The sequence below is a fragment of the Blautia sp. AM23-13AC genome, from assembly GCF_003435675.1.
Classification (GTDB): Bacteria; Bacillota; Clostridia; order Lachnospirales; family Lachnospiraceae; genus Fusicatenibacter; species Fusicatenibacter saccharivorans.
Genome location: NZ_QTUL01000003.1, coordinates 133,644 through 156,336, shown reverse-complemented (window position 1 = coordinate 156,336; position 22,693 = coordinate 133,644). Strand labels below are relative to the sequence as shown.

The following is a 22,693-nucleotide window of genomic DNA, read 5'->3' as shown; positions in this document are numbered from 1 at the left end:
GAAGAAAACAAAAGATATCCACAGAAGGCGAACCATTTTGCACCGTCTGTCCACAGAAATTGTGGAAAGAGAGGGGAAAAGCGGTTCGCCTTTGTGGATATCTTTTCTTATTTTTCCGGAAACAGTTTGCGGAACAGAAAACGGATGAAGGGTCCGCAGTACATGAGCTGCCAGAAGAAGGCAACCGGGAAGTTTAAAAACGTGGTCTGGAGCCAGACAGCAACGAATTCCTTTCCGGCATTTTTAAACAGCAGCGTTGCAATAAAACTCATAATCGGACACATAATAGCAATAATCATAATGGAAATTGCCAGCGTGATTACGATCGGACGATCCTGCGGTGTTACCATGCAAAAAGCTAATTTGTGAGCCAGATGATCCACGAGGAAAAACTCGAGGATAAAAGCGGCCGGCCACATGATTATCATCTCGTGAAACGCCATCAGAAAGACCTGATTTGTCATTCCGCCGATGTTCATGGAAATGTTGTAGCAGATCATGGCATAGACCATCAGAAAGGACATCATGAGGGTAAATACAACGTTTTGAAATTTTGTTTTTGGCATCGATTGTTCTCCTTTTCTTTGCAATTTTGAAAAATGGGCGCAAAAAAGACACATGTGTTGTTCGTTAACCAAGCAATGCACTTGTGCCGTTTCCAATCTGATACCAATCTTTTCTGCAGTTTTTAATTTTGAACCGTCGATTATTATAACGTCTCCGGCGGCGTTTGGCAAGAGGAAATTGAGAAATTTTTAAAAAAGACAGATAAACAAGAAAATTCGATGCGTGCTGGAAGCACGGTTTGGCGAATGGTGCGGGGAACGGCACCGGCGGGAAAAAGAATGGATTGCGAAACGGGAGCGGGATTGCTACAATAGAACATAGTGAAAACAAAGAGAAAACGCAAAAGGAAATCAATATTATGTCAGAGATCAGAAAAATCGAAAACTTTGCGGCACCGGAGCTCGACGTGTATGCGCGTCTTTCAGAACCGCAGTTATTGCACTATTATGAACCGCAGCCAGGCCTTTTTCTCGCAGAGAGTCCGCGTGTCATCGAGCGCGCACTGGATGCCGGTTATGAACCGGTTTCATTCCTTGCCGGAAGCGCAGAGCTTGCCGCAAACGAGGCACTCTTTGCGCGTTACCCGGACGCGCCGGTCTATACGGCGGAGACAAAAGTGCTGGAACAGCTGACAGGCTTTGCCCTCACGCGCGGCATGCTCTGCGCGATGCACCGCCGTCCGCTTTCCACAATGGAGGAAATCTGCCGGAACGCCCGCCGCGTGGCGATTCTGGAAAATGTCGTGAACCCGACGAATGTCGGCGCAATTTTCCGTTCCGCCGCTGCACTTGGCATCGATGCCGTGCTTCTTACATCAGGCTGCAGCAATCCGCTGTACCGCCGTGCCATCCGCGTGAGCATGGGAAATGTCTTCCAGGTCCCGTGGACCGTGCTGCCAGGCGGCAGTTACTGGCCGGAGCAGGGAATTGCTGCACTGCAGGAACTTGGATTTTATACCGTTGCGATGGCATTAAAAGAAGACTCCGTTCCGATGGATGATCCGTCGTTAAAAACGCATGAAAAGCTCGCCATTCTGCTCGGAACCGAGGGTGACGGACTGGCAAGTGATACGATCGCTGAAACAGATGCAACCGTGCTGATTCCGATGACACACGGTGTGGATTCACTGAACGTCGCTGCGGCGAGCGCTGTCGCATTCTGGGAGCTGGCGGGAAGAAGATAAAGATGTTCCGTCGGTACCGGAGATTACGGAATAAAAATAGGATCAGAGATAGATTTTCGGGATGCATATTTTGATGCATCCCTTTTTGAATTTACGGATTTTGAAATTCCTTCCGATACATCTGCGGCGTACATCCCACTTTGTTTCGGAACTGCCGGTTGAAGTTGGAAAGGTTGCGGAAACCATTGTCGTACGCGATTTCGGACACACTCCGCGTCGTACTGCGCAGCGCCTCGCAGGCGGCTTTGATCCGAAGCTGTGTCAGATATTCAACGGCCCCGAGTCCGAAGGTCTGCTTAAAACAGCTCATAAAATAGCTTTTGCTCAAATGCGACAGCCTGGCAAGTTCCTCTATGGTAATCGGGTCGGCGAAGTGCTCCTGGATATAGGCGAGCACAGGCCGCAGGTTTTCAGCAGCCGCAGGCATGGCGGGACGATCGGTGCAGAGTTCCGGCGATGCGGCGAGCAGATAGAAGAAGCGGAGCAGCTCACTTTTCAGCAGAAGATCGGAGACAGCAGAGTTTTCACGGATGCAGCGGAAAATCTGATGGACGGATGCAGAAAGTGCAGCATAACCGAAATGTTCGGGTGAAATCGGTGCCTGGATGCGGCGCCGGGCGGAGAAAAACGGCTGCAGAATTTCCGTGTAGCTGCGGTCGTCATACCCGCCGATCAGCATATTCTGGTGGAAAACAATCGTATCATAAAACATCGACTCCTGCTCGGCGGGCAGAATGGCATGTACGAGGTTCGGCTGAATCAGAAAAATATCACCGGCATGCGCCGTAAGCAGACGGTCCTCATACTGAAAATACCCCGTTCCGCGTTTGATATAATTCAGCTCCATCTCCCCGTGCCAGTGCAGCGGTACGCCGGGAAAATAGTCGGGCATCCGGCAGTCATAATAACTGTAGGGAACCTGCATGGAGCCGTGCTGGCGTTTTTCTTTCGCAGCAGAAAGCATCATAAAATCCTCCTCCAAAAAGCATGTGCGTAAAATGCCGGAAATGGCAGAGCGCGGCATGCATAAAATCATAGAATAGTATTAGAATGAAATAGGAAATTACTGGTATTTCAGCGGATACAGTAGTAATATATCATATAGAAACACTTGCTGCAACGACGAAAATACAGCAGAAATAAGAGCGAAAGAGGAAAAGAAAAAATGTCAAAATGGTTAGATAACGCAGTATTTTATGAGATTTACCCGCAGTCCTTCAACGACACCAACGCCGACGGAATCGGAGATTTCCAGGGTATCATTGAAAAATTAGACTACATCAAGGAGCTGGGCTGCAACGCCATCTGGATCAACCCGTGCTTCCTGTCCCCATTCGGTGATGCAGGATACGATGTCGCAGATTACTGCCGCGTTGCACCGCGCTACGGAACGAATGAGGATCTGAAGAGAGTTTTCGAAGAGGCACACAAACGTGACATGCACGTTCTGCTCGACCTGGTTCCGGGCCATACATCTGTTGAGCATCCATGGTTCAAAGAATCCATGAAAGCAGACCGCAATGAATTTACAGACCGCTACGTATGGACCAATAACGTATGGGAAGCACCGGAAGGAATGGGAAGCCTGCGCGGCATTTCCGAGCGTGACGGCGCCTGCGCCATCAACTTCTTCTCCAACCAGCCGGCCCTGAACTACGGCTTTTATCAGCCGGATCCGGAAAAACCGTGGCAGCAGTCCTTTGATGATGAGGGACCGCAGGCAACGCTGGCAGCGATGGAAGATGTCATGAGATTCTGGCTGAACATGGGCTGCGACGGCTTCCGTGTCGATATGGCGGGCTCTCTGGTAAAGAACGATCAGGAAGGCAAAGGAACCATCCGCCTGTGGCAGCAGGTACGGAATTTTCTCGACGCCGAGTTCCCGGATGCAGCCATGGTATCCGAGTGGGGCGAGCCGGACAAATCCTTACAGGGCGGCTTCCACATGGACTTCCTGCTTCACTTTGGACCGTCCCATTACAACGATCTGTTCCGCTGCGATGAGCCATTCTTCTCCAAACGCGGAAAAGGAGATATCTCTGAGTTTGTAGAGACCTACAAAACCAACTACAATAAGACCGCACAGAAAGGCCTGATCTGCATCCCGTCCGGAAACCATGATATGGACCGTCTGGCACGCCGTCTGCAGGGGGATGAGCTGAAAATTGCTTTCGCTTTCCTTCTTTCCATGCCAGGTGCGCCGTTCATCTACTACGGAGATGAAATCGGTATGCGCTACGTCGAAGGCCTGAAATCCGTTGAGGGCGGATACAACCGCACCGGTTCCCGTTCTCCGATGCAGTGGGATGACAGCACCAACGCAGGATTCTCCAGCGCACCGGCCAGTGACCTCTACATCACCATGGATCCGGGCAAAGACCGTCCGACCGCCAAAGCACAGATGGCCGATCCGGATTCCCTGTACCACGAAGTTAAAAAACTCATCCAGATCCGCCAGAGCAGCAAAGCACTCTTAAGCCGCGGAACCATCGAGTTCGTTTATGCAGAGAAAAACCAGTATCCGCTGGCATACGTCCGTGAGGCTGAGGGTGAAAAAGTCCTCGTTATCATCAACCCATCCGACCAAGAGCAGTCCTTCCCATACAGTGCAGAGCTGAAGGATGCCCTCTACACGATCGGAGGAAAAGCAGAATCCAAAGACGGAACCATCACCATCCCGGCACAGTCCGCAGGATTCTATCATATCTGATCGAAAATAAAAATGACAGGGAGATCCAATCGAATTTTTTCGGAGGATCTCCCTGTTTTTAAATATGATACACTCTCAGCTCATGCAATGCCCTGGTCGCTGCAATATACTGCGCCTGCATCATTATCTCCCGTTTCTCGTCCTTCGGGAAAATAGAGAACACCTGATCAAACTCCAGCCCTTTCGCCAGATAAAATGTGGTAACCGTCAGTCCTTTCTTAAAACTGGAGCTGTCACGGTTCAGCCAAGAAAGCCGCTTCCCGCAGTCAAAATCTTTTTCTGCCAGAATCTCCCGCAAAATCAAATAAGCTCGTTCCGCCGTCTTCTCATCCGGGACAATCACCGCCGCCGTCTCATACGTTTTCTCATCTGGAAACAGCGTATCCACTGCCTCCCGCAGAGCCGCCTCAAGATCCGTGACATCCCGTTCCAACACCGGCATTCCGTGCCGTTCAAACAGCTCCAGATCCGTCACGCCAATGAGATTTGCCGCATACGACGCAATTTCCACCGTATTCCGGTAACTCTTCCGCATCTCAATCCGCCGCAGATCCTTCCCGAAAATCCCCGGTAAAAACTGCAGTACATCCTGCTGCTGATCCGCCATCGTCTGCGCCCGGTCGCCGAGAATCGTCATCTTACAGGAAAACATCCGCCGGATAATCAGATACTGGAGCCGCGAATAATCCTGCATTTCATCAATCACCAGATGCTTAATATTCGACCGCTCCGCCTGCCGCGACAGGCGGTACTTCAGATACAGAACCGGATACACATCCTCATACCGCAGTTTCCGCTTCTCCAACGGCCGCCGCGGCAGCGTCTGATATCCCTCTTTCTTCAGAAAACGATTGTAGAGAACATAAAAATCCATCGTCTCATACATCTTCTGGAATTTTTCGATGAGCGGAATCCGCTCCTCCTCCGGCAGATCCCGGTTCAGCAGCGTCTCGATCTCGTCAATAAACGTCTCCGCCACCGCATCCATCCGCGAGAGCAGCGGAATATCCGCAAACTTGTCATAAAACAGCGTAATAATCTCCGATTCTGACTTCACAAACGACTTATACGAAACGTCTGAGAAATTCATCAGCTCGTCCTCAAGCTCCAGCGCAAATCCCTCCATCTGGTCCACAAACGCCTGCGACTGTTTTAAAGCAAACCGTTCTGCGGCTTTTGGATCCCGCATCTCCCGCTCAATCTGATCACAGCGGTCCTCACAGTCCGCCGCCGTGTCCTGTAATTTGCGGTAAGCAAAGAGATCAAAACTCATCTCCTGAATATTCTCCTCACCGAGCTCCGGCAGAATATGTGAAATATAATCCGAAAATACCCCGTTCGGCGATAAAATCAGAATATTCGAAGACTTCAGATTCTGTCTGTCATGATACAAAAGGTAGGCAATCCGATGCAGCGCCACCGATGTCTTGCCGCTTCCCGCCGCTCCCTGAATTACCAGAATCCGGTCCTTCGTATTGCGGATGATCGCATTCTGTTCCTTCTGAATTGTGCGGATAATATTCTTCAGCTGTACCTCGCCGTTGCTGCCAAGCTCCGCCTTTAAAATATCATCATCAATTTTCACATCACTCTCAAATCCGTAAATCATCTTTCCATCCCGGATCTTATACTGCCACTTGGAACAGATTTCCCCTGTCATCTCGCCGCCCGGCGCCAGATAGGAAGCCGGCCCGCGGTCAAAATCGTAGAAAAGACCGCTGACCGGGCTTCTCCAGTCGTAAATCAGCGGCAGCTCGCCCGGCCGCTCCGCAAAATTGCCGATGCCGATATAGAAAATTTCCGGCTCATCATCCCCGTCATAGCAGAAATCCACACGCCCGAAGAACGGAGAATCCAGCATTTTCCGGAAGCGGCTCCGCAGAAGAAGCTGCTCCTGATTCGCATTCACCTGATGCAGCAGCGCCTGCTGATTGTCGTAATCCTCATATCCGTACTGGTCCATCTCGGTATAGTTCTGCCAGTAATAATCGTGCATATTTTCAATCTCTTTCTGTCCGTCCAGCAGAGACTGGCTGATCTCGGCAAGACGCGCCTGCAGCTTTTCCAGCACAAAAGAAAGATATTCCTGTCCGTTTTTCTGGTCTGTCATAAAAGGAAACCTCCTCTTAAAAATATAATGTCGAGTGCCGGAAAACCCGGCTGATCTTATCAGTATAGCAGACAGGCACGTTTCCTGCAATTCAAACATAAAATAAAGAAAAATCCCCTTTGAGGTGCCGCTTTTCTTGGAACCCTTTTTAAAACCACTGTCTGCACAGGAAGAAAAAAGCTGTCTGGATGCGTATCAGAGGGGCGATACAAAAGCCAGAGACATTCTGGTCGAGCGGAATCTGCGCCTGGTCGCGCACGTTGTGAAAAAGTATCAGGGCCTGCCCGATGATCTCGACGATCTGATCTCCATTGGAACGATCGGCCTCATCAAGGCGGTGATGACATATGATTCGAAAAAAGGAAACCGGCTGGCCGCATATGCCGCCCGCTGTATTGATAATGAGCTGCTGATGTATCTTCGGAGCAAAAAGAAAACGGCACGGGAGATTTCCCTCTACGAGCCGATCGGAACCGACAAGGAGGGAAATGAGATCCATCTGCTCGACATCGTGGAGGGCGGCGGGGAGGATATCGCGGAACAGTACAACCGGAAAGAGGACGCGGTGCGGCTGTACTGTTATCTGGATTCGGAATTAAAAGAGCAGGAAAAACAGGTGCTTCTTCTCCGGTACGGCCTTGGCGGAAAAGCAGAATACACACAGAAACAGGTCGCTGCCCGGCTTGGCATCAGCCGTTCGTACGTGTCGCGGATCGAGAAGAATGCAATTGAAAAGTTGCGGTTACGGTTTGCCGCTTCGTAAATGCTTGACATTTCAAACGGACTGCTTCTATAATAAAGGGTAAGGAAATCAGGTGCAGAAAAGGTTTCCTTATCCTTACTTTTTCGAACAAAAATCAAAGATAATATCTTCCCGGTGTTCTTGCCGGACATTTTCCCAAAATGAAAAATAAATAGGAACTATACGACCTGCTACTGAAAGAAAAGGAGGTTTTCTTTGTATTGCAGTGTATTATCAGCCACCGTCTCGGGCATGGAGATGATTCCGGTGCAGGTGGAGGCGGATGTCAGTGACGGCATGCCGCAGTTTACGATGGTCGGCTACGTGAGTGCCCAGGTAAAGGAGGCGCAGGACCGCGTGCGGACAGCCCTCAAAAACATGGGAATTTCCCTGCCTCCGAAACGAATTACGATTAATTTATCCCCGGCGGACGTCCGAAAAGAAGGATCGCGTTTCGATCTTCCGATTGCAGCGGGCGTTCTGATGACGCTCGGCCGGATTCCGCCCGGGTCACTCCGGAAAACGATGGTGCTCGGCGAACTCGGCCTTGACGGCCATGTGCAGGAGATCAGCGGTGTGTTTCCGGCAGCGGCGAAGGCGCGGGAGCTTGGATGCACAACGCTTCTTGTTCCGGCCGGAAATGCCGCGGAAGGGGGTCTGGTCGGCGGGCTTCACGTCGTTGGAATCCAGAATTTACAGGAGCTTTTGAACTACTGCTGTGAAGGGAAAATGCCGTCGCTTCCGTCTATAGAAAATCAAAAGAAGGAGGACGGAAAAGAGCCGGACTTTTCCGAAGTGCAGGGCCAGACGGCGGCGCGGCGGGCGGCGCTCATCGCTGCGGCCGGATTTCACAATCTGCTGATGCTGGGGCCGCCGGGCAGCGGAAAATCCATGATTGCAAGGCGGATTCCGACGATCATGCCTCCGATGTCTGAGGAGGAGCAGATGGAAGTAACGCGGATCTACAGCATCGCCGGAATGCTTGCCAAAGGAGAGGGTGTCCGCCGGGAGCGGCCCTTCCGTGCTCCGCATCACACGATGTCGCCGCAGGCTCTTGCAGGCGGCGGAAAACAGCCGTCCCCGGGCGAAATTACGCTGGCACACCGCGGTGTTCTCTTCCTTGATGAACTCCCGGAGATGACGCGCACAACCATTGAGATCCTGCGCCAGCCGCTCGAGGAGCACCGGATTGTGATTTCCCGTGTCAGCGGAAACTATGTGTTTCCGGCGTCATTTCTGATGGTGGCGGCAATGAACCCCTGCCCCTGCGGCTTTTACCCCGACTTATCGCGCTGTACCTGCGCACCCGGCGACATCAGCCGGTATCTCTCGAGAGTCAGCCAGCCGTTCCTCGACCGCATGGATCTCTGCGTGCAGGTGGAAGCACTTTCCTACGAGGATCTGCACGGCGAGGAGCGGTGCGAATCCTCGGCCAGGATGCGGGAAAAAGCGACGGCAGCGGCGCAAATTCAGGCGGCGCGCTACCGGCAGGAGTCGATTCATTTCAATAGCGAACTGAAAGCAGGCCAGATCGAGAAATACTGTATCCTGGAAAAGGCAGCGGAAGAGCTTTTAGAGGATGCCTTCCGCCGCCTGCGCCTCAGCGCGCGTTCCTACCACGGGATTATCCGCACCGCGCGGACAATTGCGGATCTGGACGGGGCGGTCAAAATCGGCGTGCCGCATATCAGCGAGGCGATCTGCTTTCGGAGCGCCGACAAAAGTATATGGAGGATCTGACGTATGGCGATGGAAATCTTTACAGTCGGCCGCGGGCAGGAGGGCTATCCGGAGCGGCTTATGCCGTTCGCGGACATGCCGTCCCGCCTTTTCGTGCGGGGCGCGCTGCCGGTGGATGAGCAGAAAACAGCGGCGATTGTGGGCGCGCGGATGTGTACGGCGTACGGAAAGAGCCAGGCGGCCTTTTTCGCGCAGGTGCTGGCGGCAAACGGCGTGGCGGTGATCAGCGGACTGGCGTGTGGAATCGACGCGGCGGCGCACGAGGGGGCACTGCGCGGAAAGGGAAAGACGTTTGCCGTGCTTGGCTGCGGCGTGGATATCTGCTATCCGAAACAGAATTACCCGCTGATGCGGCGGATGCTGGAGAACGGAGGCGGTGTCTTAAGCGAATTTCCGCCGGGCGCAGAGCCGCTTCCGTGGCATTTCCCGATCCGCAACCGCGTGATCAGTGCGCTGGCAGATGTCGTTCTGGTAATTGAGGCAAAAGAGAAGAGCGGCTCGCTCATTACGGCGGACTACGCGCTGGAGCAGGGAAAAACGGTATTTGCCCTGCCCGGACGGACAACGGATGCGACAAGCCGCGGCTGCAACCGCCTGATCGCGCAGGGAGCGGAAATTGCGATTTCACCCGAAACGATTCTCGAGGAGCTGGGCGTGAAAAAGGCCGGAACAAAAAGAGCCGCACCGCGTCCGCGCTATGGAAAAGAGGCGGAAATGGTTCTGAAAACACTCGCGGCAGAACCGCAGAATCTTGCACAGCTTGCCGGCAGCACCGGAATCCCGCTGCAGGAGCTGACCGGCATTCTGCTGGCACTCGAAATTGACGGCGTTATTGCGGAAAATCCGCCGGGCGTGTACATGGCGTTATCGTAAAAGGGACGAGGAAAAGAAAGGTTTTGTGATATTCCGCCCGGTGCACAATTATAATAGAAGAAAAAGAAAAAAGGGGGCTCTTCTGCGCCGCGTGCATGTCTGAAAAAGGAAAAAGAAAAGAAAAAAATCAGGAAAAATCGTTAAAAAATTGAAAAAATCCTGTTATTTTGTCGGGAAACATCGAAAAATGGTACATTTTAAAAATGGAAAACACTTGCAAGAAAAAACTTTTTGGTGTATAGTCAGTGGAAGTTACGACTAATTTAGGAATTATTCTGGAATTTGTAATGATGCAGAACTATGCGATATGAAAAACGCAATATAGATCTGGACAGTTATAAAAATATGTATTCAGGAGGCATCAGAGGTGGCAAAATATCTTGTAATAGTGGAATCACCGGCAAAAGTCAAGACGGTGAAAAAGTATCTCGGGGCAAATTACGAAGTTGCAGCATCTATGGGCCATGTGCGCGATCTGCCGAAAAGCCGGCTTGGAATTGATGTAGAACATGACTTTGAACCAAAATATATCACCATCCGCGGAAAAGGAGAGCTTCTGGCATCTCTTCGAAAAGCCGCAAAAAAAGCAGATAAAGTTTATCTCGCAACTGACCCTGACCGCGAGGGAGAGGCAATTTCCTGGCATCTGTCGATTGCGCTGAATCTCGATGAGAACAAGATGCGCCGCATCACCTTCAACGAGATCACAAAATCAGCAGTCAAAGCGTCGATCAAACAGGCACGCGACATCGATATGAACCTGGTGGACGAGCAGCAGGCGCGCCGCTGCCTCGACCGTATGGTAGGTTATGAAATCAGCCCATTGTTATGGAAGAAAATCAAACGCGGACTTTCCGCCGGCCGTGTGCAGTCCGTTGCACTGCGCATCATCGGCGACCGCGAGGATGAGATCAATGCGTTCATTCTGAAAGAATACTGGACACTGGAAGCAGATCTGAAAATTCCGGGCGAGAAGAAACCGCTCGTCGCAAAATTCCACGGCAAAGGCAGTGAAAAGATGGCGATCGAGACGAAAGAGCAGCTCGATGAAATCTTAAAGGGACTGGAAAATGAGACCTTTACCGTATCCGAAGTGAAAAAAGGAGAGCGTTCCAAGAAAGCACCGCTTCCGTTCACCACGAGTACCCTGCAGCAGGAAGCATCGAAGGTGCTGAACTTCTCCACGCAGAAGACGATGCGTCTGGCGCAGCAGCTCTACGAGGGCGTGGAAGTAAAAGGAAAGGGAACGATCGCTTTGATTTCCTATCTGCGTACCGATTCTACACGAATCAGCGAGGAGGCCGATGCGGCAGCACGTTCCTTTATCCAGGAGCAGTACGGCACAAAATATACCGCAAGCGGGGACACGACGGAGAATAAAAACAGCAAGGCACAGGATGCGCACGAGGCCATCCGTCCGACCGATGTGACGAATACACCGGTAATGGTAAAAGAATCCCTGCCAAGAGATCTGTTCCGCCTGTATCAGCTGATCTGGAAACGCTTTGTGGCAAGCCGCATGCAGCCGGCCGTCTATGAGACAATTTCCGCACGGATCAATGCAGGAGAGTATCTCTTTACAGCAGCTTCCTCCCGTCTGGCATTTGATGGTTTCATGTCCGTTTACACAGATCCGGATGAGGAAAAGAAAGAGAAAAACGCCGCTGTCCGGAGCCTGGAGGCAGGAACGGAGCTGGCACTGGAAAAGATGGATCCGCAGCAGCACTTCACACAGCCGCCGGCACACTACACCGAGGCATCCCTTGTCAAAATGCTTGAGGAACTCGGCATCGGCCGTCCAAGTACGTATGCGCCGACCATCACAACGATCATCAACCGCCGTTACGTGGCAAAGGAGAACAAGAACCTTTACATGACAGAGCTCGGCGAGGTGGTCAACAACATGATGAAAGAGGCATTCCCGAGCATCGTGGATGTCAACTTTACGGCAACGATGGAAGCTCTGCTCGACAGGGTTGGAGATGGCAGTGTTCCGTGGAAGACAGTAGTCGAGAACTTCTGGCCGGATCTCTATGAGGCGGTCACAGAGGCAGAAAAGAACCTCGAAGAAGTTAAGGTAGAGGATGAGGTGACGGATGTCATCTGCGAGAACTGCGGCCGCAACATGGTGGTCAAATACGGCCCGCACGGAAAATTCCTCGCCTGCCCGGGATTCCCGGACTGCAAGAACACGAAGCCGTATCTGGAAAAGATCGGTGTTCCGTGTCCGAAGTGCGGAAAAGAAGTGATCCTGCGCAAGACGAAAAAAGGACGGAAATATTATGGATGCGAAAACAATCCGGAATGCGATTTCATGTCCTGGCAGAAACCGTCTGCCAAGAAATGCCCGCAGTGCGGCGGCTATATGCTGGAAAAAGGCAATAAGCTGGTCTGCGCGGACGAGCAGTGCGGCTATGTAGAAGCACGCGAAAAGAAAGACGAAGACTGAGAATGACAAAGCGGTCTGTACTGGTGAAAAACTGGTGCAGGCCGTTTTTTTTTGCTTATCGAGGCGGAAAAACAGGAAGATCCGAAAAAATTTAGCATGAATTTTTATAAAATTTATAGTTTTCTGAAAAATATATTGATTTCCGGAAAACTACATGATAGAATGAGCTTAGTTTTAAGGGTTGTCTGAAAAAGGCATCAGTGTGCATTTTTTTCGGCGGATACGCCAAAAAAATGCAGAAAATAAAGAAAGGAGAAGAACATGAGCGTACAACTGCTGGATAAAACCAGAAAAATCAACAAACTGCTTCATAACAATCACTCCACGAAGGTCGTGTTCAACGATATCTGTGAAGTCCTGATGGAAACGTTAAGTTCCAATATCCTGGTGATCAGTAAAAAAGGAAAAGTGCTGGGCATCAGCCTTTGCCCGGGCGTGGAAGAAATTACGGAGCTGATCGAGGATAAGGTGGGCGGTTATGTCGATGCCGCATTAAACGAGCGTCTCCTCGGCGTACTCTCCACAAAAGAGAACGTCAATTTACAGACCCTCGGCTTTGAGCGGCCTGGTGTAGAGCGCTACACCGCAATTATCTGCCCGATCGAGATCGCCGGAGAACGCCTTGGTACCGTATTTATGTACCGCTGCACCCCGCAGTACGATATCGACGATATCATCGTCAGTGAGTACGGCACAACCGTTGTCGGACTGGAAATGATGCGTTCCGTCAACGAGGAAAATGTGGAGGAAAACCGCAAGGTTCAGGTGGTTAAATCCGCATTCAACACGTTGTCCTTCTCCGAACTGGAAGCCATCATCCATATCTTTGATGAACTGAACGGGGATGAGGGCATTCTGGTTGCAAGCAAAATTGCAGACCGCGTCGGCATCACAAGATCCGTCATTGTAAATGCCCTCCGCAAATTCGAGAGCGCAGGCGTCATCGAGTCCCGTTCCAGCGGTATGAAGGGAACGTATATCAAGGTATTAAATGATTATATCTTTGATGAACTCGACGAGATCAAAGCAAGAAAGAACCTGAAAGGAAAGGGCGATGCCCATCCGGACGAGGCGAAAAAATAAAAAAGTGGAATGTAGAAAAGAATCGGAGCCGTTTAAGAATGGCGCCGTTTCTTTTTGTGCAAAAAAGCATTCGTGGAGCGGAAAAAAATGGTATCATTCCCGTTTTTAGGAATAAACTATAATTAGATTCTAAAGAGAGTATAAAATATGAAAAAGTTGCCAAAATAAGAAAAAACGAGAAAATAAGAGAAATTAAGAGCTATCACGAGAAAAAAAAAGAGAATTACAAAATTCATACATTTGCGAAATGAGGTGGAAAACACTATAGTAAGAACCATCAAGTAGCACTCGAATGAACTGAGTGCTAATAAATAAAACTGAATGAAATCTTGAAGGAGGAAACATAAATGAAGTTAGTACCTTTAGGTGACAGAGTTGTATTAAAAGAGTTAAAAGCAGAGGAAACCACAAAATCCGGTATCGTACTTCCGGGACAGGCACAGGAGAAACCGCAGCAGGCTGAGGTTATCGCAGTAGGACCTGGAAAAGTAGAAGACGGCAAAGAAGTAAAAATGGAAGTTGCAGTCGGAGATCAGGTAATCTATTCCAAATATGCAGGAACCAACGTCAAACTGGAAGACGAAGAGTATATCATCGTAAAACAGGATGACATTCTGGCAGTTGTAAAATAAAGAATAATCAAGTAAAAATCAGGAGGCATGACAATCATGGCAAAAGAGATTAAATATGGAGCAGAGGCAAGAAACGCTCTTCAGAATGGTGTAAACCAGCTTGCAGATACCGTACGTGTAACCCTTGGACCGAAAGGAAGAAACGTTGTTCTGGACAAACAGTACGGCGCTCCGCTCATCACAAACGATGGTGTTACGATTGCAAAAGAGATCGAGCTGGCAGACGGCTTTGAAAACATGGGCGCACAGCTCATCAAAGAAGTTGCTGCAAAGACCAACGACGTAGCAGGTGATGGTACCACAACCGCAACCGTTCTGGCACAGGCTATGGTAAACGAAGGAATGAAAAACCTGGCAGCAGGTGCGAACCCGATCGTTCTTCGTAAGGGAATGAAGAAAGCAACCGATAAAGCTGTTCAGATCCTTGCAGAGATGAGCCAGCCGGTAGCAGGCAAAGAGCAGATTGCAAAAGTTGCAGCTGTTTCTTCCGGAAGCGAAGAAGTAGGCCAGATGGTAGCTGACGCTATGGAAAAAGTTTCCAAAGACGGCGTTATCACCATCGAGGAGTCCAAGACCATGCAGAACGAGCTGGAGCTGGTAGAAGGTATGCAGTTCGACCGTGGATATATCTCCGCTTACATGTGTACCGATATGGAGAAAATGGAAGCCGTTCTCGACAATCCATATATCCTGATTACCGATAAGAAACTGTCCAACATTCAGGAAGTTCTTCCGCTGCTGGAGCAGATCGTACAGAACGGCGCAAGACTGCTGATCATCGCTGAGGACGTAGAGGGCGAGGCTCTCCAGACACTCGTGATCAACAAACTGCGCGGAACCTTCAACGTAGTAGCTGTCAAAGCACCGGGATACGGCGACAGAAGAAAAGCAATGCTCGAGGATATCGCAATCCTGACCGGCGGCCAGGTGATCTCCGAGGAAGTTGGTCTGGAATTAAAAGACGCTACTCTGGAAATGCTCGGACGTGCAAAATCTGTTAAAGTTCAGAAAGAGAACACCGTTATCGTTGACGGTGCCGGCGCAAAAGATGCCATCGCAGCAAGAATCGGTCAGATCAGATCCCAGATCGAGGAGACCACTTCTGAGTTCGATAAAGAGAAACTGCAGGAGAGACTGGCAAAAATGGCAGGCGGCGTAGCTGTTATCCGTGTAGGTGCAGCAACCGAGACCGAGATGAAAGAAGAAAAACTCCGTATGGAGGATGCTTTAAATGCAACGAGAGCAGCCGTAGAAGAGGGTATCATCGCAGGCGGCGGTTCTGCATACATCCATGTAACAACACAGCTTGCAGAGCTGATTGACAGCTTGGACGGCGACGAGAAGATCGGTGCAAGAATCGTACAGAAAGCACTTGAGGCTCCTCTGTTCCACATCGTAACAAACGCAGGTCTGGAAGGCGCTGTTGTTATCAACAAAGTAAAAGAGTCCAAAGTAGGTGTTGGATTTGATGCATACAACGAAGAGTATGTAGACATGATCCAGGCTGGTATCCTTGATCCGGTTAAGGTTACCAGAAGCGCACTGCAGAACGCTACCAGCGTTTCCGCAACCCTGCTGACCACCGAGTCCGTAGTTTCCACCATCAAAGAGCCGGCTCCGGCTATGCCGGCAGGCGCAGACGGCGGAATGGGAATGATGTAATTTCCGGGATAAAAATGTCTGGTAAAACAAAATAAGAAAACCGGCTGGCAAAGACCGTAGCGGAACATGGGTTCCGAAGTCCTGTCTTTGCCGGCCGATTTTTTAGTGGAAAGTTTTTCTTCCATTTCGCATGGCCCTGAATCGTTACAAAAAATTTCAGAAAGTTTTCATGCTTTCGCCGGGCGGCGTATATGGACGCTTCCGGCGTTTTATGCTATACTGATTTGTAGGATGTTGGGGGAAATACAACAAAGGAGAAGAAACACACATGGCAAGTCGTTATGAATCCGACATGACAAGGAAGGAGAAGATGCAGCTCGAAAAAGAGAAGCTGTCGAAAATGAATTTTAAAGAGAAACTGGCCTATATCTGGGAATACTACAAGGCTGTCATTTTCGGCATCATCGCTGTTATCTTCATCATCGGCACGATTGTGAATATCCATGAAAATGCGAAGTATTATGACCTCGTGAGCATTGCCGTAGTGGATTACGCAGGACTGCAGGATGTAAGTCCGATCGAGGAGGACCTAAAAGAAGCGCTCGGAACCGGAGATAAGTACGAAAAGGTAAGCATCGATACAAGCTACAGCTTCGGTGAAAACCTGGAAAACGCGGATTACAACACGCTGATGAAATTCACAGCCGTGATTGCCGCACAGAGCATGGATGTTCTGATCTGTTCACAGGCCGTGTACGACAACTACAGCAAAGACGATTATTTTCTGGATCTGTCCACACTGTTTGACGAAGCGACGTGTGAGAAGTACGGGATAAAGGCGGGAGATACCTGCCTCGACATTTCCAAATTGAAAAAGTACCAGGATATGGGCCTTACGTACTATGAGCCGTGTTATCTGACCGTGTTGGTCAATACAAAGAACGCGGACAATGCAGCAAAACTGATCGAATATCTTGAGGAGGATGGAGTAAATGAGTGATCTGTACACAGAAGTGCTGGTGAAAAAACAGCAGACAGGAAAAGACAAGGCGATCAAAGGAGTTCTGATCTTCTTTACCGTTCTTTTTGCAGCCGCAGGAATTATGATGAATCCGCTGATTCTGCTTCTTGCGCTGGTACTTGGAATCGTAGACTATATTTTTATCCCGAAGCTTTCGGTAGAGTTTGAGTATCTGTACGTCAACGGCGAGCTCGATATCGACCGTATCTATTCGCAGTCAAGAAGAAAAAGAGCCGCAAGCTATGAGCTTTCCAACATGGAAATCCTGGCTCCGTACCAGTCCCATCAGCTTGATTCCTACAAAAACAACCAGAGTATCAAACGTTACAACTATTCCTCCGGCATCGAAGGACAGGGCCACAAACCGTACGCATTCGTCATCTCCAAGGACAATGCCATGCAGATGGTGATCTTCGAGCCGGACGAAGTGATGTTAAAAGATATCCGCAACCGTGCACCAAGAAAAGTATTTATGGATTGACAGCTTTTTTGTTTTATGTTAAATTAGGTGATAAATCAAAAAGACTTAAGAAGAAAGGAAGAAATGAAAATGGGTACAATTATTGGTGATGGTATTACCTTCGATGATGTGCTTCTGGTTCCGCAGTATTCTGAAGTAACCCCAAACATGGTAGATCTGACTACGCATCTGACCAAGAAGATCAAGCTGAACATCCCGATGATGAGCGCCGGCATGGATACGGTTACAGAACACCGTATGGCAATTGCCATGGCACGTCAGGGAGGAATCGGTATTATTCACAAGAATATGTCGATTGAGCAGCAGGCAGAAGAAGTAGACAAAGTAAAACGTTCTGAGAACGGTGTTATCACCGATCCGTTCTATCTGTCTCCGGAGCACACCCTGGAAGATGCCAATAATCTGATGGCAAAATTCCGTATTTCCGGTGTCCCGATTACCGAGAACGGAAAACTGGTTGGTATTATTACAAACCGTGATCTGAAGTTTGAAACTGATTTCACCAAGAAAATCAAAGAGTCCATGACCAGCGAAAACCTGATCACTGCAAAAGTAGGCGTTACGCTGGACGAGGCAAAAGCAATCCTTGCAAAATCCAGAAAAGAAAAACTTCCGATTGTCGATGACGATTTCAACCTCAAAGGTCTGATCACCATCAAAGATATCGAGAAAACCATCAAGTACCCATTGTCCGCCAAGGATGAGCAGGGACGTCTGCTCTGCGGTGCCGCAGTCGGCATCACGGCAAACGTGCTCGATCGTGTCGATGCGCTGGTAAAAGCACACGTAGACGTGATCGTCATCGACTCCGCTCACGGACATTCCGCAAATATCTTCAAAACACTTCGTCTCATCAAAGAGCATTATCCGGATCTGCAGGTAATCGCCGGAAACGTGGCAACCGCAGAGGCAACAAGAGACCTGATCGCAGCCGGAGCAGACGCTGTTAAAGTCGGTATCGGACCTGGTTCTATCTGTACGACCCGTGTCGTTGCAGGTATCGGTGTACCGCAGGTCACAGCCGTTATGGACTGCTATGAGGAAGCAAAGAAGACCGGAACTCCGATCATCGCCGACGGCGGTATCAAGTACTCCGGAGACATGACAAAGGCTATCGCAGCCGGTGCCAATGTCTGCATGATGGGAAGCATCTTCGCAGGATGCGATGAGAGCCCGGGAGATTTCGAACTGTTCCAGGGAAGAAAATACAAAGTATACCGTGGAATGGGATCCATCGCAGCCATGGAGAACGGAAGTAAAGACCGTTACTTCCAGACCGGCGCCAAGAAACTGGTTCCGGAAGGTGTGGAAGGTCGTGTAGCATACAAAGGCCTCGTAGAGGACACTGTATTCCAGCTGATCGGCGGACTTCGTTCCGGTATGGGCTACTGCGGAGCGAAAGATGTTGAGACCTTAAAGGAGACCGGAAAATTTGTGAAGATTTCCGCAGCATCCTTAAAAGAGTCCCATCCGCATGATATTCACATCACCAAAGAGGCTCCGAACTACAGCGTGGACGATAAATAAGAATAAAAAGTCGCAAAAGGCAGAAGGGGGAAAGGGCAGAAACTTTTCAGCTTCTGCCTTTTCAAATGAGGGAGCGCTTATTTGCAGCGGGGAGAGAACATATGGCACAGAAGAGACGGGGAAAAATGACAAGAAAACAGAGGCAGCGCCAGCTTCACCGCAGAATGTTTCTGACGGGAGTTCTGGTGGTGCTGATCTGCGTCGGCATTTACAGCGGCATCCGCCGTGTGGCAAAAACGGCAAGTGATATCACGGCCGTTGACTATTCCGGTTCTGATTATGAGGACAACGATATCACCGACTGGACCGGCGCTCCGCCGATTGATGTGGAGCTTCTGACGCCGAACAGCTGGTCCAGACCGCAGACGAGGCTGAAAAAGGTGGACGGTATCGTTATTCACTACACCGCAAACCCGGGAAGCACGGCGATGCAGAACCGTGATTACTTTGAAAACCTGCCTGAGACGCAGGAGGCGCAGGCCAGCAGCCATTTCGTCGTCGGCATCGAGGGAGAAGTCGTTCAGTGTATCCCGACGAGTGAATGGTCGTATGCATCGAACCAGCGTAATTTCGATACGATCTCGATTGAATGCTGCCACCCGGATGACAGCGGTGAATTTACCGATGAGACATACAATTCTGTGGTCCAGCTCGCCGGTTTCTTATGCAAGCGGTTCAATCTGACTTCGGACGATGTGATCCGTCACTATGATGTAACCGAAAAGCTCTGCCCTCTGTACTACGTGGAGCATGAGGATGCCTGGATTCAGATGAAGGCAGATATTCAGGCGTATGCGGATTCACTTTCCTAAGAGCTGTTTTTAAGAAAAATGAAAAAATCCCCGTTGGGAAAATCAGTTTCAGGAGAAATGATTTTTCCAACGGGGATTTTTCTGTTATCCAATATTTTTAGTAATAGTAACGCCGTCTGCGCCGCTTTCTTTTTTTCGTATTTCCGCCGAGTGCAATCCAGCAGAACAGCCGTACAAACGTGATGCCGAAGAGAACGCCGATGCTGTCGATGCCGACGTCCTTTACCGACGGGCCGCGGTTGGCGACCATCGTCTGGTGGAACTCATCGCTCGCGGCAAAGGCGACACAGAGGATGCCGGCAAGAAATGTGAGCGCGAAGCCGCGCAGGCCGTAGACGTAGAGCGGAAGCGAAACACAGATTGCAAGCAGACAGTACTCTGTCATATGAGCCAGCTTCCGTACCGGGTACTGATACTCGTCAGCCAGTTCCTGGATCTTCTCATCATCCCATCCGCGGTCCATGACGTGGTCGATCGTGATGAAAATGCCGCGCGCCACTTTTTCACTGAGCTGTGAGGATTCCGTTCCGTTCTGGGAAGAGAAGGAGAAAATCAGCGACATCATCAGAATCGCCGGGATGAAGGAAAACGGTTTTAACAGTGCAATTACAATTCGATTCATAAAATACCTCCAGTAAAACAAAGCAGGTCAGATCGGAAACTTTTTATGCGGTATGCTCGCGGATTCCGGCAATCGCAGAAAAGATCAGGAATGCCAGCAGGTTCACGATTACGACCGTCGCTCCGGCAGGGGAGGACAGGAAAAACGAGAGGGACATGCCAAGAAGGAAGCACACCACCGAGAGAACCGCAGAGCAGATCACCACGCTCTGGAAGGTATGGCAGAGACGCATCGAGGTCAGTGCCGGGAAAATCAGCAGGCTGGAGATCAGAAGTGCGCCCATCATGCGCATGCCGAGGACGGTGGTGATGGCGGTTAAGAATGCCAGCAGCATGTTGTAAAGCTCTGCGCGGACACCGGTTGCTCTGGCAAATGTTTCATCGAAGGTGACAGCAAAAATGCGGTTGTAGTACAGAACGAACAGGAGCAGCACGACGATGGAGAGCACCACGGAGAGAACGACGTCCTCATCACTCATCGCAAGGATGCTTCCGAACATGTAGTTGTTGACATCGGTGTTCATGCCGCTCGACCACGAAACCGTGATGACACCGATCGCAAGCGCAGAGCTTGAAATCAGGCCGATGGCGGCGTCGCCTTTGATCTTGCTGGATTCGTTCATGCGGAGCAGCAGAAAGGCGGCAAGCACGACGACAGGGATTGTGAAGGCAAGCGGAGCAAAACCGAGTGCCGTTGCAATTGCAAGAGAGCCGAATCCGACATGGGAGAGGCCGTCGCCGATCATGGAGTAGCGCTTTAACACGAGGCTGACGCCAAGCAGTGCGGCACACAAAGAGACGAGAATGCCGACCACAAGGGCACGCTGCATAAACGGATAAGAAAGCATTTTCAGCAGATTCGAAATCATAAGTCGGCACCTCCTAAAAACTGTTTTCCAGCCTCGGTTTTCAGATACTCGTCCGTCGGACCGAAGAAGACCTGCTTCTGGTCGAGCTGGAGAATGTGCGTTGCGTCCGGCAGAATATTGCGGATATCGTGGGAAACCATGATGATCGTAACGTTCTGCTCGCGGTTGATGCGGCGGATGAGCTGGTACATTTCGTTTGTCATGACCGGGTCAAGGCCAGTGACCGGCTCGTCGAGGAGCAGCAGTTTCTTTGTGGCGCAAAGCGCACGAGCGAGAAGCACACGCTGCTGCTGGCCGCCGGAGAGATCACGGTAGCACCGTTTCTTTAATGAAAGGAGGTCGAGAAGCTCCATATTGCGGAGCGCGTCCTCTTTGTCTGCCTTTGTGTAAAACGGCGGGAAATGCGGGTGGTTCTGCCGGCCGGACAGCACGACTTCCCAGACGCTCGCCGGGAAATCCTTTTGTGCGGCGGTCTGCTGCGGCAGATAGCCGATCTCGCTTGGATGAAGCCCGTCGCCGGTTGTGATCGAGCCGGTGGACGGATTTTTTAAGTGAAGCAGTCCCTTGATCAGAGTACTTTTTCCGGAACCGTTCTCGCCCACAATACAGAGGTAGGAGCCGGCTTCCAGGGCAAAGTTGACATCGGTCAGGACCGGGATGCCCTCGTAGGAGAAGGTGACATCACTGCAGGTAAGTAGAGCCATTTAGTTTAAAGCCTCCTTTAATGCGGAAACGTTCTGTTCCATGAGGGAGAGATACGTAGCGCCGCTTTCGAAATCATCTTTGGATACATTGTGACAGGAATGAAGCAGCAGCTTTTTCGCGCCGGTCGCCTCACAGATGGAGTCCGTCATTTGTTCATTGGACAGCTCGGTGTGGAAAACGACGGGAATCTGTTCTTCCTTGATTTTATCAATTAAAAAAGAAAGGGTTTTGGCACTTGCCTCGGATTCCGAGGAGCAGCCGGGAAACGCCGCGTAGTAGTCGAGGCCGTAGGTGTCCGCAAAGTAGCGGAACGGGAAACGGTCGCCGAAAACAATGGTATGGCGGCTTGCAATTGCGGTGACATCGGAAAATTCCTCATCGAGGGAGGCAAGCGAAGCAAGATACGAGGCGGTGTTTGCCTGGTATTCATCCGCATGCTCCGGGTCGAGGCGGCAGAGGGAATCGCAGAGTTTCTGGACAATCCGCATCGCATTTTTCGGCGAGGTCCAGACGTGCTCGTCCTGTTCGCCGTGGGATTCGTGCGCATGATCATGGGAAGATTCGTCGTGTGTATCCTCGTCCTCATGGTCGTGTACATCCTCGTGATCTGCATCTTCGTCCTCATGGTCGTGCGCATCCTCGTCTTCATGATCGTGTGCGTGGCCGTGGGTCTCCATTCCCTCGACGGTTTCCTCGGCAACGGTGTCAACGCAGTCCATCAGCGTCACTACCTCTTTGTTCGAGGTATCGACAGAATCAAGGATTGTCTCGACCCAGGCATCGGAATCGCCGCCGACGTAGACGAAGAGATCACATTCGGAAACCGTAATCATATCGCCCGGTGTCGGTTCAAACGAGTGACTTTCCGCACCCGGGGAAAGCAGCATGTGGAGATCGAGATGATCGCCGCCGATGGCGCGCAGAAAATCATACTGCGGAAAAATCGTAGCCACGGCGGAGAGTTTC

20 protein-coding genes are annotated in these 22,693 nt (G+C 50.5%); 13 read left to right on the top strand and 7 right to left on the bottom strand.

Translation table 11 applies throughout. From position 1 onward, the window contains the following. Positions 1-107 precede the first annotated feature (107 nt). Complete coding sequence (locus DW642_RS05460; RefSeq protein WP_022462175.1) at positions 108-566, bottom strand: DUF2798 domain-containing protein; 459 nt, start codon at positions 564-566, stop codon at positions 108-110. 359 nt (positions 567-925) lie between these two features. Between DW642_RS05460 and DW642_RS05455 the strand changes: the two genes are divergently transcribed. Further along, entirely contained in the window at positions 926-1,750 is an 825-nt protein-coding gene (locus DW642_RS05455) for a TrmH family RNA methyltransferase (RefSeq protein ID WP_117509529.1), read from the top strand. 91 nt (positions 1,751-1,841) lie between these two features. Here DW642_RS05455 and DW642_RS05450 read toward each other — a convergent pair whose 3' ends face one another. Beyond that, the gene (locus DW642_RS05450; protein WP_158554981.1) at positions 1,842-2,717 is read right to left on the bottom strand and encodes an AraC family transcriptional regulator; all 876 of its coding nucleotides are present in this window, start codon (positions 2,715-2,717) and stop codon (positions 1,842-1,844) included. Positions 2,718-2,915: 198 nt separating this feature from the next. Between DW642_RS05450 and DW642_RS05445 the strand changes: the two genes are divergently transcribed. After that, positions 2,916-4,460 (top strand): alpha-amylase family glycosyl hydrolase, encoded by a 1,545-nt coding sequence (locus DW642_RS05445; protein WP_117509527.1) that lies wholly within the window; start codon positions 2,916-2,918, stop codon positions 4,458-4,460. Positions 4,461-4,518: 58 nt separating this feature from the next. On the opposite strand, the gene DW642_RS05440 is transcribed toward DW642_RS05445, so the two are convergent. Further along, on the bottom strand, positions 4,519-6,570 hold the full coding sequence (locus tag DW642_RS05440) for a HelD family protein (protein ID WP_117509526.1): 2,052 nt from the start codon (positions 6,568-6,570) through the stop codon (positions 4,519-4,521). Positions 6,571-6,706: 136 nt separating this feature from the next. Here DW642_RS05440 and sigK point away from each other — a divergent pair, with 136 nt between their 5' ends. The 11 genes from sigK (at position 6,707) to DW642_RS05385 (ending at position 19,532) form a co-directional block, all read left to right on the top strand. Beyond that, a complete protein-coding gene (sigK, locus tag DW642_RS05435; RefSeq protein WP_022462180.1) occupies positions 6,707-7,333 on the top strand; it encodes an RNA polymerase sporulation sigma factor SigK in 627 nt (208 codons plus the stop codon). Between the two features lie 195 nt (positions 7,334-7,528). After that, a complete protein-coding gene (locus DW642_RS05430) occupies positions 7,529-9,052 on the top strand; it encodes a YifB family Mg chelatase-like AAA ATPase (RefSeq protein ID WP_117509525.1) in 1,524 nt (507 codons plus the stop codon). A gap of 3 nt (positions 9,053-9,055) precedes the next feature. Next, positions 9,056-9,925 carry a DNA-processing protein DprA gene (gene dprA, locus DW642_RS05425; protein WP_117509524.1) on the top strand — a complete coding sequence of 290 codons (870 nt, stop codon included), beginning with the start codon at positions 9,056-9,058 and terminating at the stop codon, positions 9,923-9,925. A gap of 367 nt (positions 9,926-10,292) precedes the next feature. After that, entirely contained in the window at positions 10,293-12,374 is a 2,082-nt protein-coding gene (gene topA, locus DW642_RS05420; RefSeq protein ID WP_117509523.1) for a type I DNA topoisomerase, read from the top strand. A gap of 261 nt (positions 12,375-12,635) precedes the next feature. Then, positions 12,636-13,457: a GTP-sensing pleiotropic transcriptional regulator CodY gene (gene codY / locus DW642_RS05415; protein WP_022462184.1), complete on the top strand. Its 822-nt coding sequence runs from the start codon at positions 12,636-12,638 to the stop codon at positions 13,455-13,457. Positions 13,458-13,804: 347 nt separating this feature from the next. Then, positions 13,805-14,089 carry a co-chaperone GroES gene (gene groES / locus DW642_RS05410; RefSeq protein ID WP_022462185.1) on the top strand — a complete coding sequence of 95 codons (285 nt, stop codon included), beginning with the start codon at positions 13,805-13,807 and terminating at the stop codon, positions 14,087-14,089. A gap of 36 nt (positions 14,090-14,125) precedes the next feature. Further along, positions 14,126-15,751: a chaperonin GroEL gene (groL, locus tag DW642_RS05405; protein ID WP_117509522.1), complete on the top strand. Its 1,626-nt coding sequence runs from the start codon at positions 14,126-14,128 to the stop codon at positions 15,749-15,751. Positions 15,752-16,019: 268 nt separating this feature from the next. Continuing rightward, on the top strand, positions 16,020-16,691 hold the full coding sequence (locus DW642_RS05400; protein WP_117509521.1) for a hypothetical protein: 672 nt from the start codon (positions 16,020-16,022) through the stop codon (positions 16,689-16,691). Further along, positions 16,684-17,193 (top strand): DUF6106 family protein, encoded by a 510-nt coding sequence (locus DW642_RS05395; protein ID WP_055227377.1) that lies wholly within the window; start codon positions 16,684-16,686, stop codon positions 17,191-17,193. Before DW642_RS05400 ends, DW642_RS05395 begins: the two co-directional genes overlap by 8 nt. Before the next feature lie 69 nt (positions 17,194-17,262). Beyond that, positions 17,263-18,720 (top strand): IMP dehydrogenase, encoded by a 1,458-nt coding sequence (gene guaB, locus DW642_RS05390; protein ID WP_117509520.1) that lies wholly within the window; start codon positions 17,263-17,265, stop codon positions 18,718-18,720. 101 nt (positions 18,721-18,821) lie between these two features. Continuing rightward, entirely contained in the window at positions 18,822-19,532 is a 711-nt protein-coding gene (locus DW642_RS05385) for a peptidoglycan recognition protein family protein (protein WP_022462190.1), read from the top strand. A 97-nt stretch (positions 19,533-19,629) separates the two neighbouring features. On the opposite strand, the gene DW642_RS05380 is transcribed toward DW642_RS05385, so the two are convergent. From DW642_RS05380 to DW642_RS05365, 4 genes are read right to left on the bottom strand one after another with little or no spacing between them, the layout of a single operon-like run. Then, positions 19,630-20,154, bottom strand: coding sequence for a VanZ family protein (locus DW642_RS05380; RefSeq protein WP_117509519.1), 525 nt, complete (start codon positions 20,152-20,154; stop codon positions 19,630-19,632). Between the two features lie 43 nt (positions 20,155-20,197). Next, positions 20,198-21,022, bottom strand: a complete 825-nt coding sequence (locus tag DW642_RS05375; protein WP_117509518.1) for a metal ABC transporter permease — start codon at positions 21,020-21,022, stop codon at positions 20,198-20,200. Continuing rightward, positions 21,019-21,726 carry a metal ABC transporter ATP-binding protein gene (locus DW642_RS05370; protein ID WP_117509517.1) on the bottom strand — a complete coding sequence of 236 codons (708 nt, stop codon included), beginning with the start codon at positions 21,724-21,726 and terminating at the stop codon, positions 21,019-21,021. The genes DW642_RS05375 and DW642_RS05370 overlap by 4 nt, the downstream gene beginning before the upstream one ends. Beyond that, positions 21,727-22,680 (bottom strand): metal ABC transporter substrate-binding protein, encoded by a 954-nt coding sequence (locus tag DW642_RS05365; RefSeq protein WP_242856691.1) that lies wholly within the window; start codon positions 22,678-22,680, stop codon positions 21,727-21,729. Positions 22,681-22,693: the final 13 nt, after the last annotated feature.

Coding starts and splice junctions, on each gene's coding strand:
- DW642_RS05440 (WP_117509526.1), bottom strand. CDS start 6,570: ATGACAGACCAGAAAAACGGACAGGAATATCTTTCTTTTGTGCTGGAA.
- DW642_RS05455 (WP_117509529.1), top strand. CDS start 926: ATGTCAGAGATCAGAAAAATCGAAAACTTTGCGGCACCGGAGCTCGAC.
- groES (WP_022462185.1), top strand. CDS start 13,805: ATGAAGTTAGTACCTTTAGGTGACAGAGTTGTATTAAAAGAGTTAAAA.
- DW642_RS05460 (WP_022462175.1), bottom strand. CDS start 566: ATGCCAAAAACAAAATTTCAAAACGTTGTATTTACCCTCATGATGTCC.
- groL (WP_117509522.1), top strand. CDS start 14,126: ATGGCAAAAGAGATTAAATATGGAGCAGAGGCAAGAAACGCTCTTCAG.
- codY (WP_022462184.1), top strand. CDS start 12,636: ATGAGCGTACAACTGCTGGATAAAACCAGAAAAATCAACAAACTGCTT.
- DW642_RS05385 (WP_022462190.1), top strand. CDS start 18,822: ATGGCACAGAAGAGACGGGGAAAAATGACAAGAAAACAGAGGCAGCGC.
- DW642_RS05370 (WP_117509517.1), bottom strand. CDS start 21,726: ATGGCTCTACTTACCTGCAGTGATGTCACCTTCTCCTACGAGGGCATC.
- DW642_RS05375 (WP_117509518.1), bottom strand. CDS start 21,022: ATGATTTCGAATCTGCTGAAAATGCTTTCTTATCCGTTTATGCAGCGT.
- DW642_RS05395 (WP_055227377.1), top strand. CDS start 16,684: ATGAGTGATCTGTACACAGAAGTGCTGGTGAAAAAACAGCAGACAGGA.
- dprA (WP_117509524.1), top strand. CDS start 9,056: ATGGCGATGGAAATCTTTACAGTCGGCCGCGGGCAGGAGGGCTATCCG.
- DW642_RS05445 (WP_117509527.1), top strand. CDS start 2,916: ATGTCAAAATGGTTAGATAACGCAGTATTTTATGAGATTTACCCGCAG.
- guaB (WP_117509520.1), top strand. CDS start 17,263: ATGGGTACAATTATTGGTGATGGTATTACCTTCGATGATGTGCTTCTG.
- DW642_RS05400 (WP_117509521.1), top strand. CDS start 16,020: ATGGCAAGTCGTTATGAATCCGACATGACAAGGAAGGAGAAGATGCAG.
- DW642_RS05450 (WP_158554981.1), bottom strand. CDS start 2,717: ATGATGCTTTCTGCTGCGAAAGAAAAACGCCAGCACGGCTCCATGCAG.
- DW642_RS05380 (WP_117509519.1), bottom strand. CDS start 20,154: ATGAATCGAATTGTAATTGCACTGTTAAAACCGTTTTCCTTCATCCCG.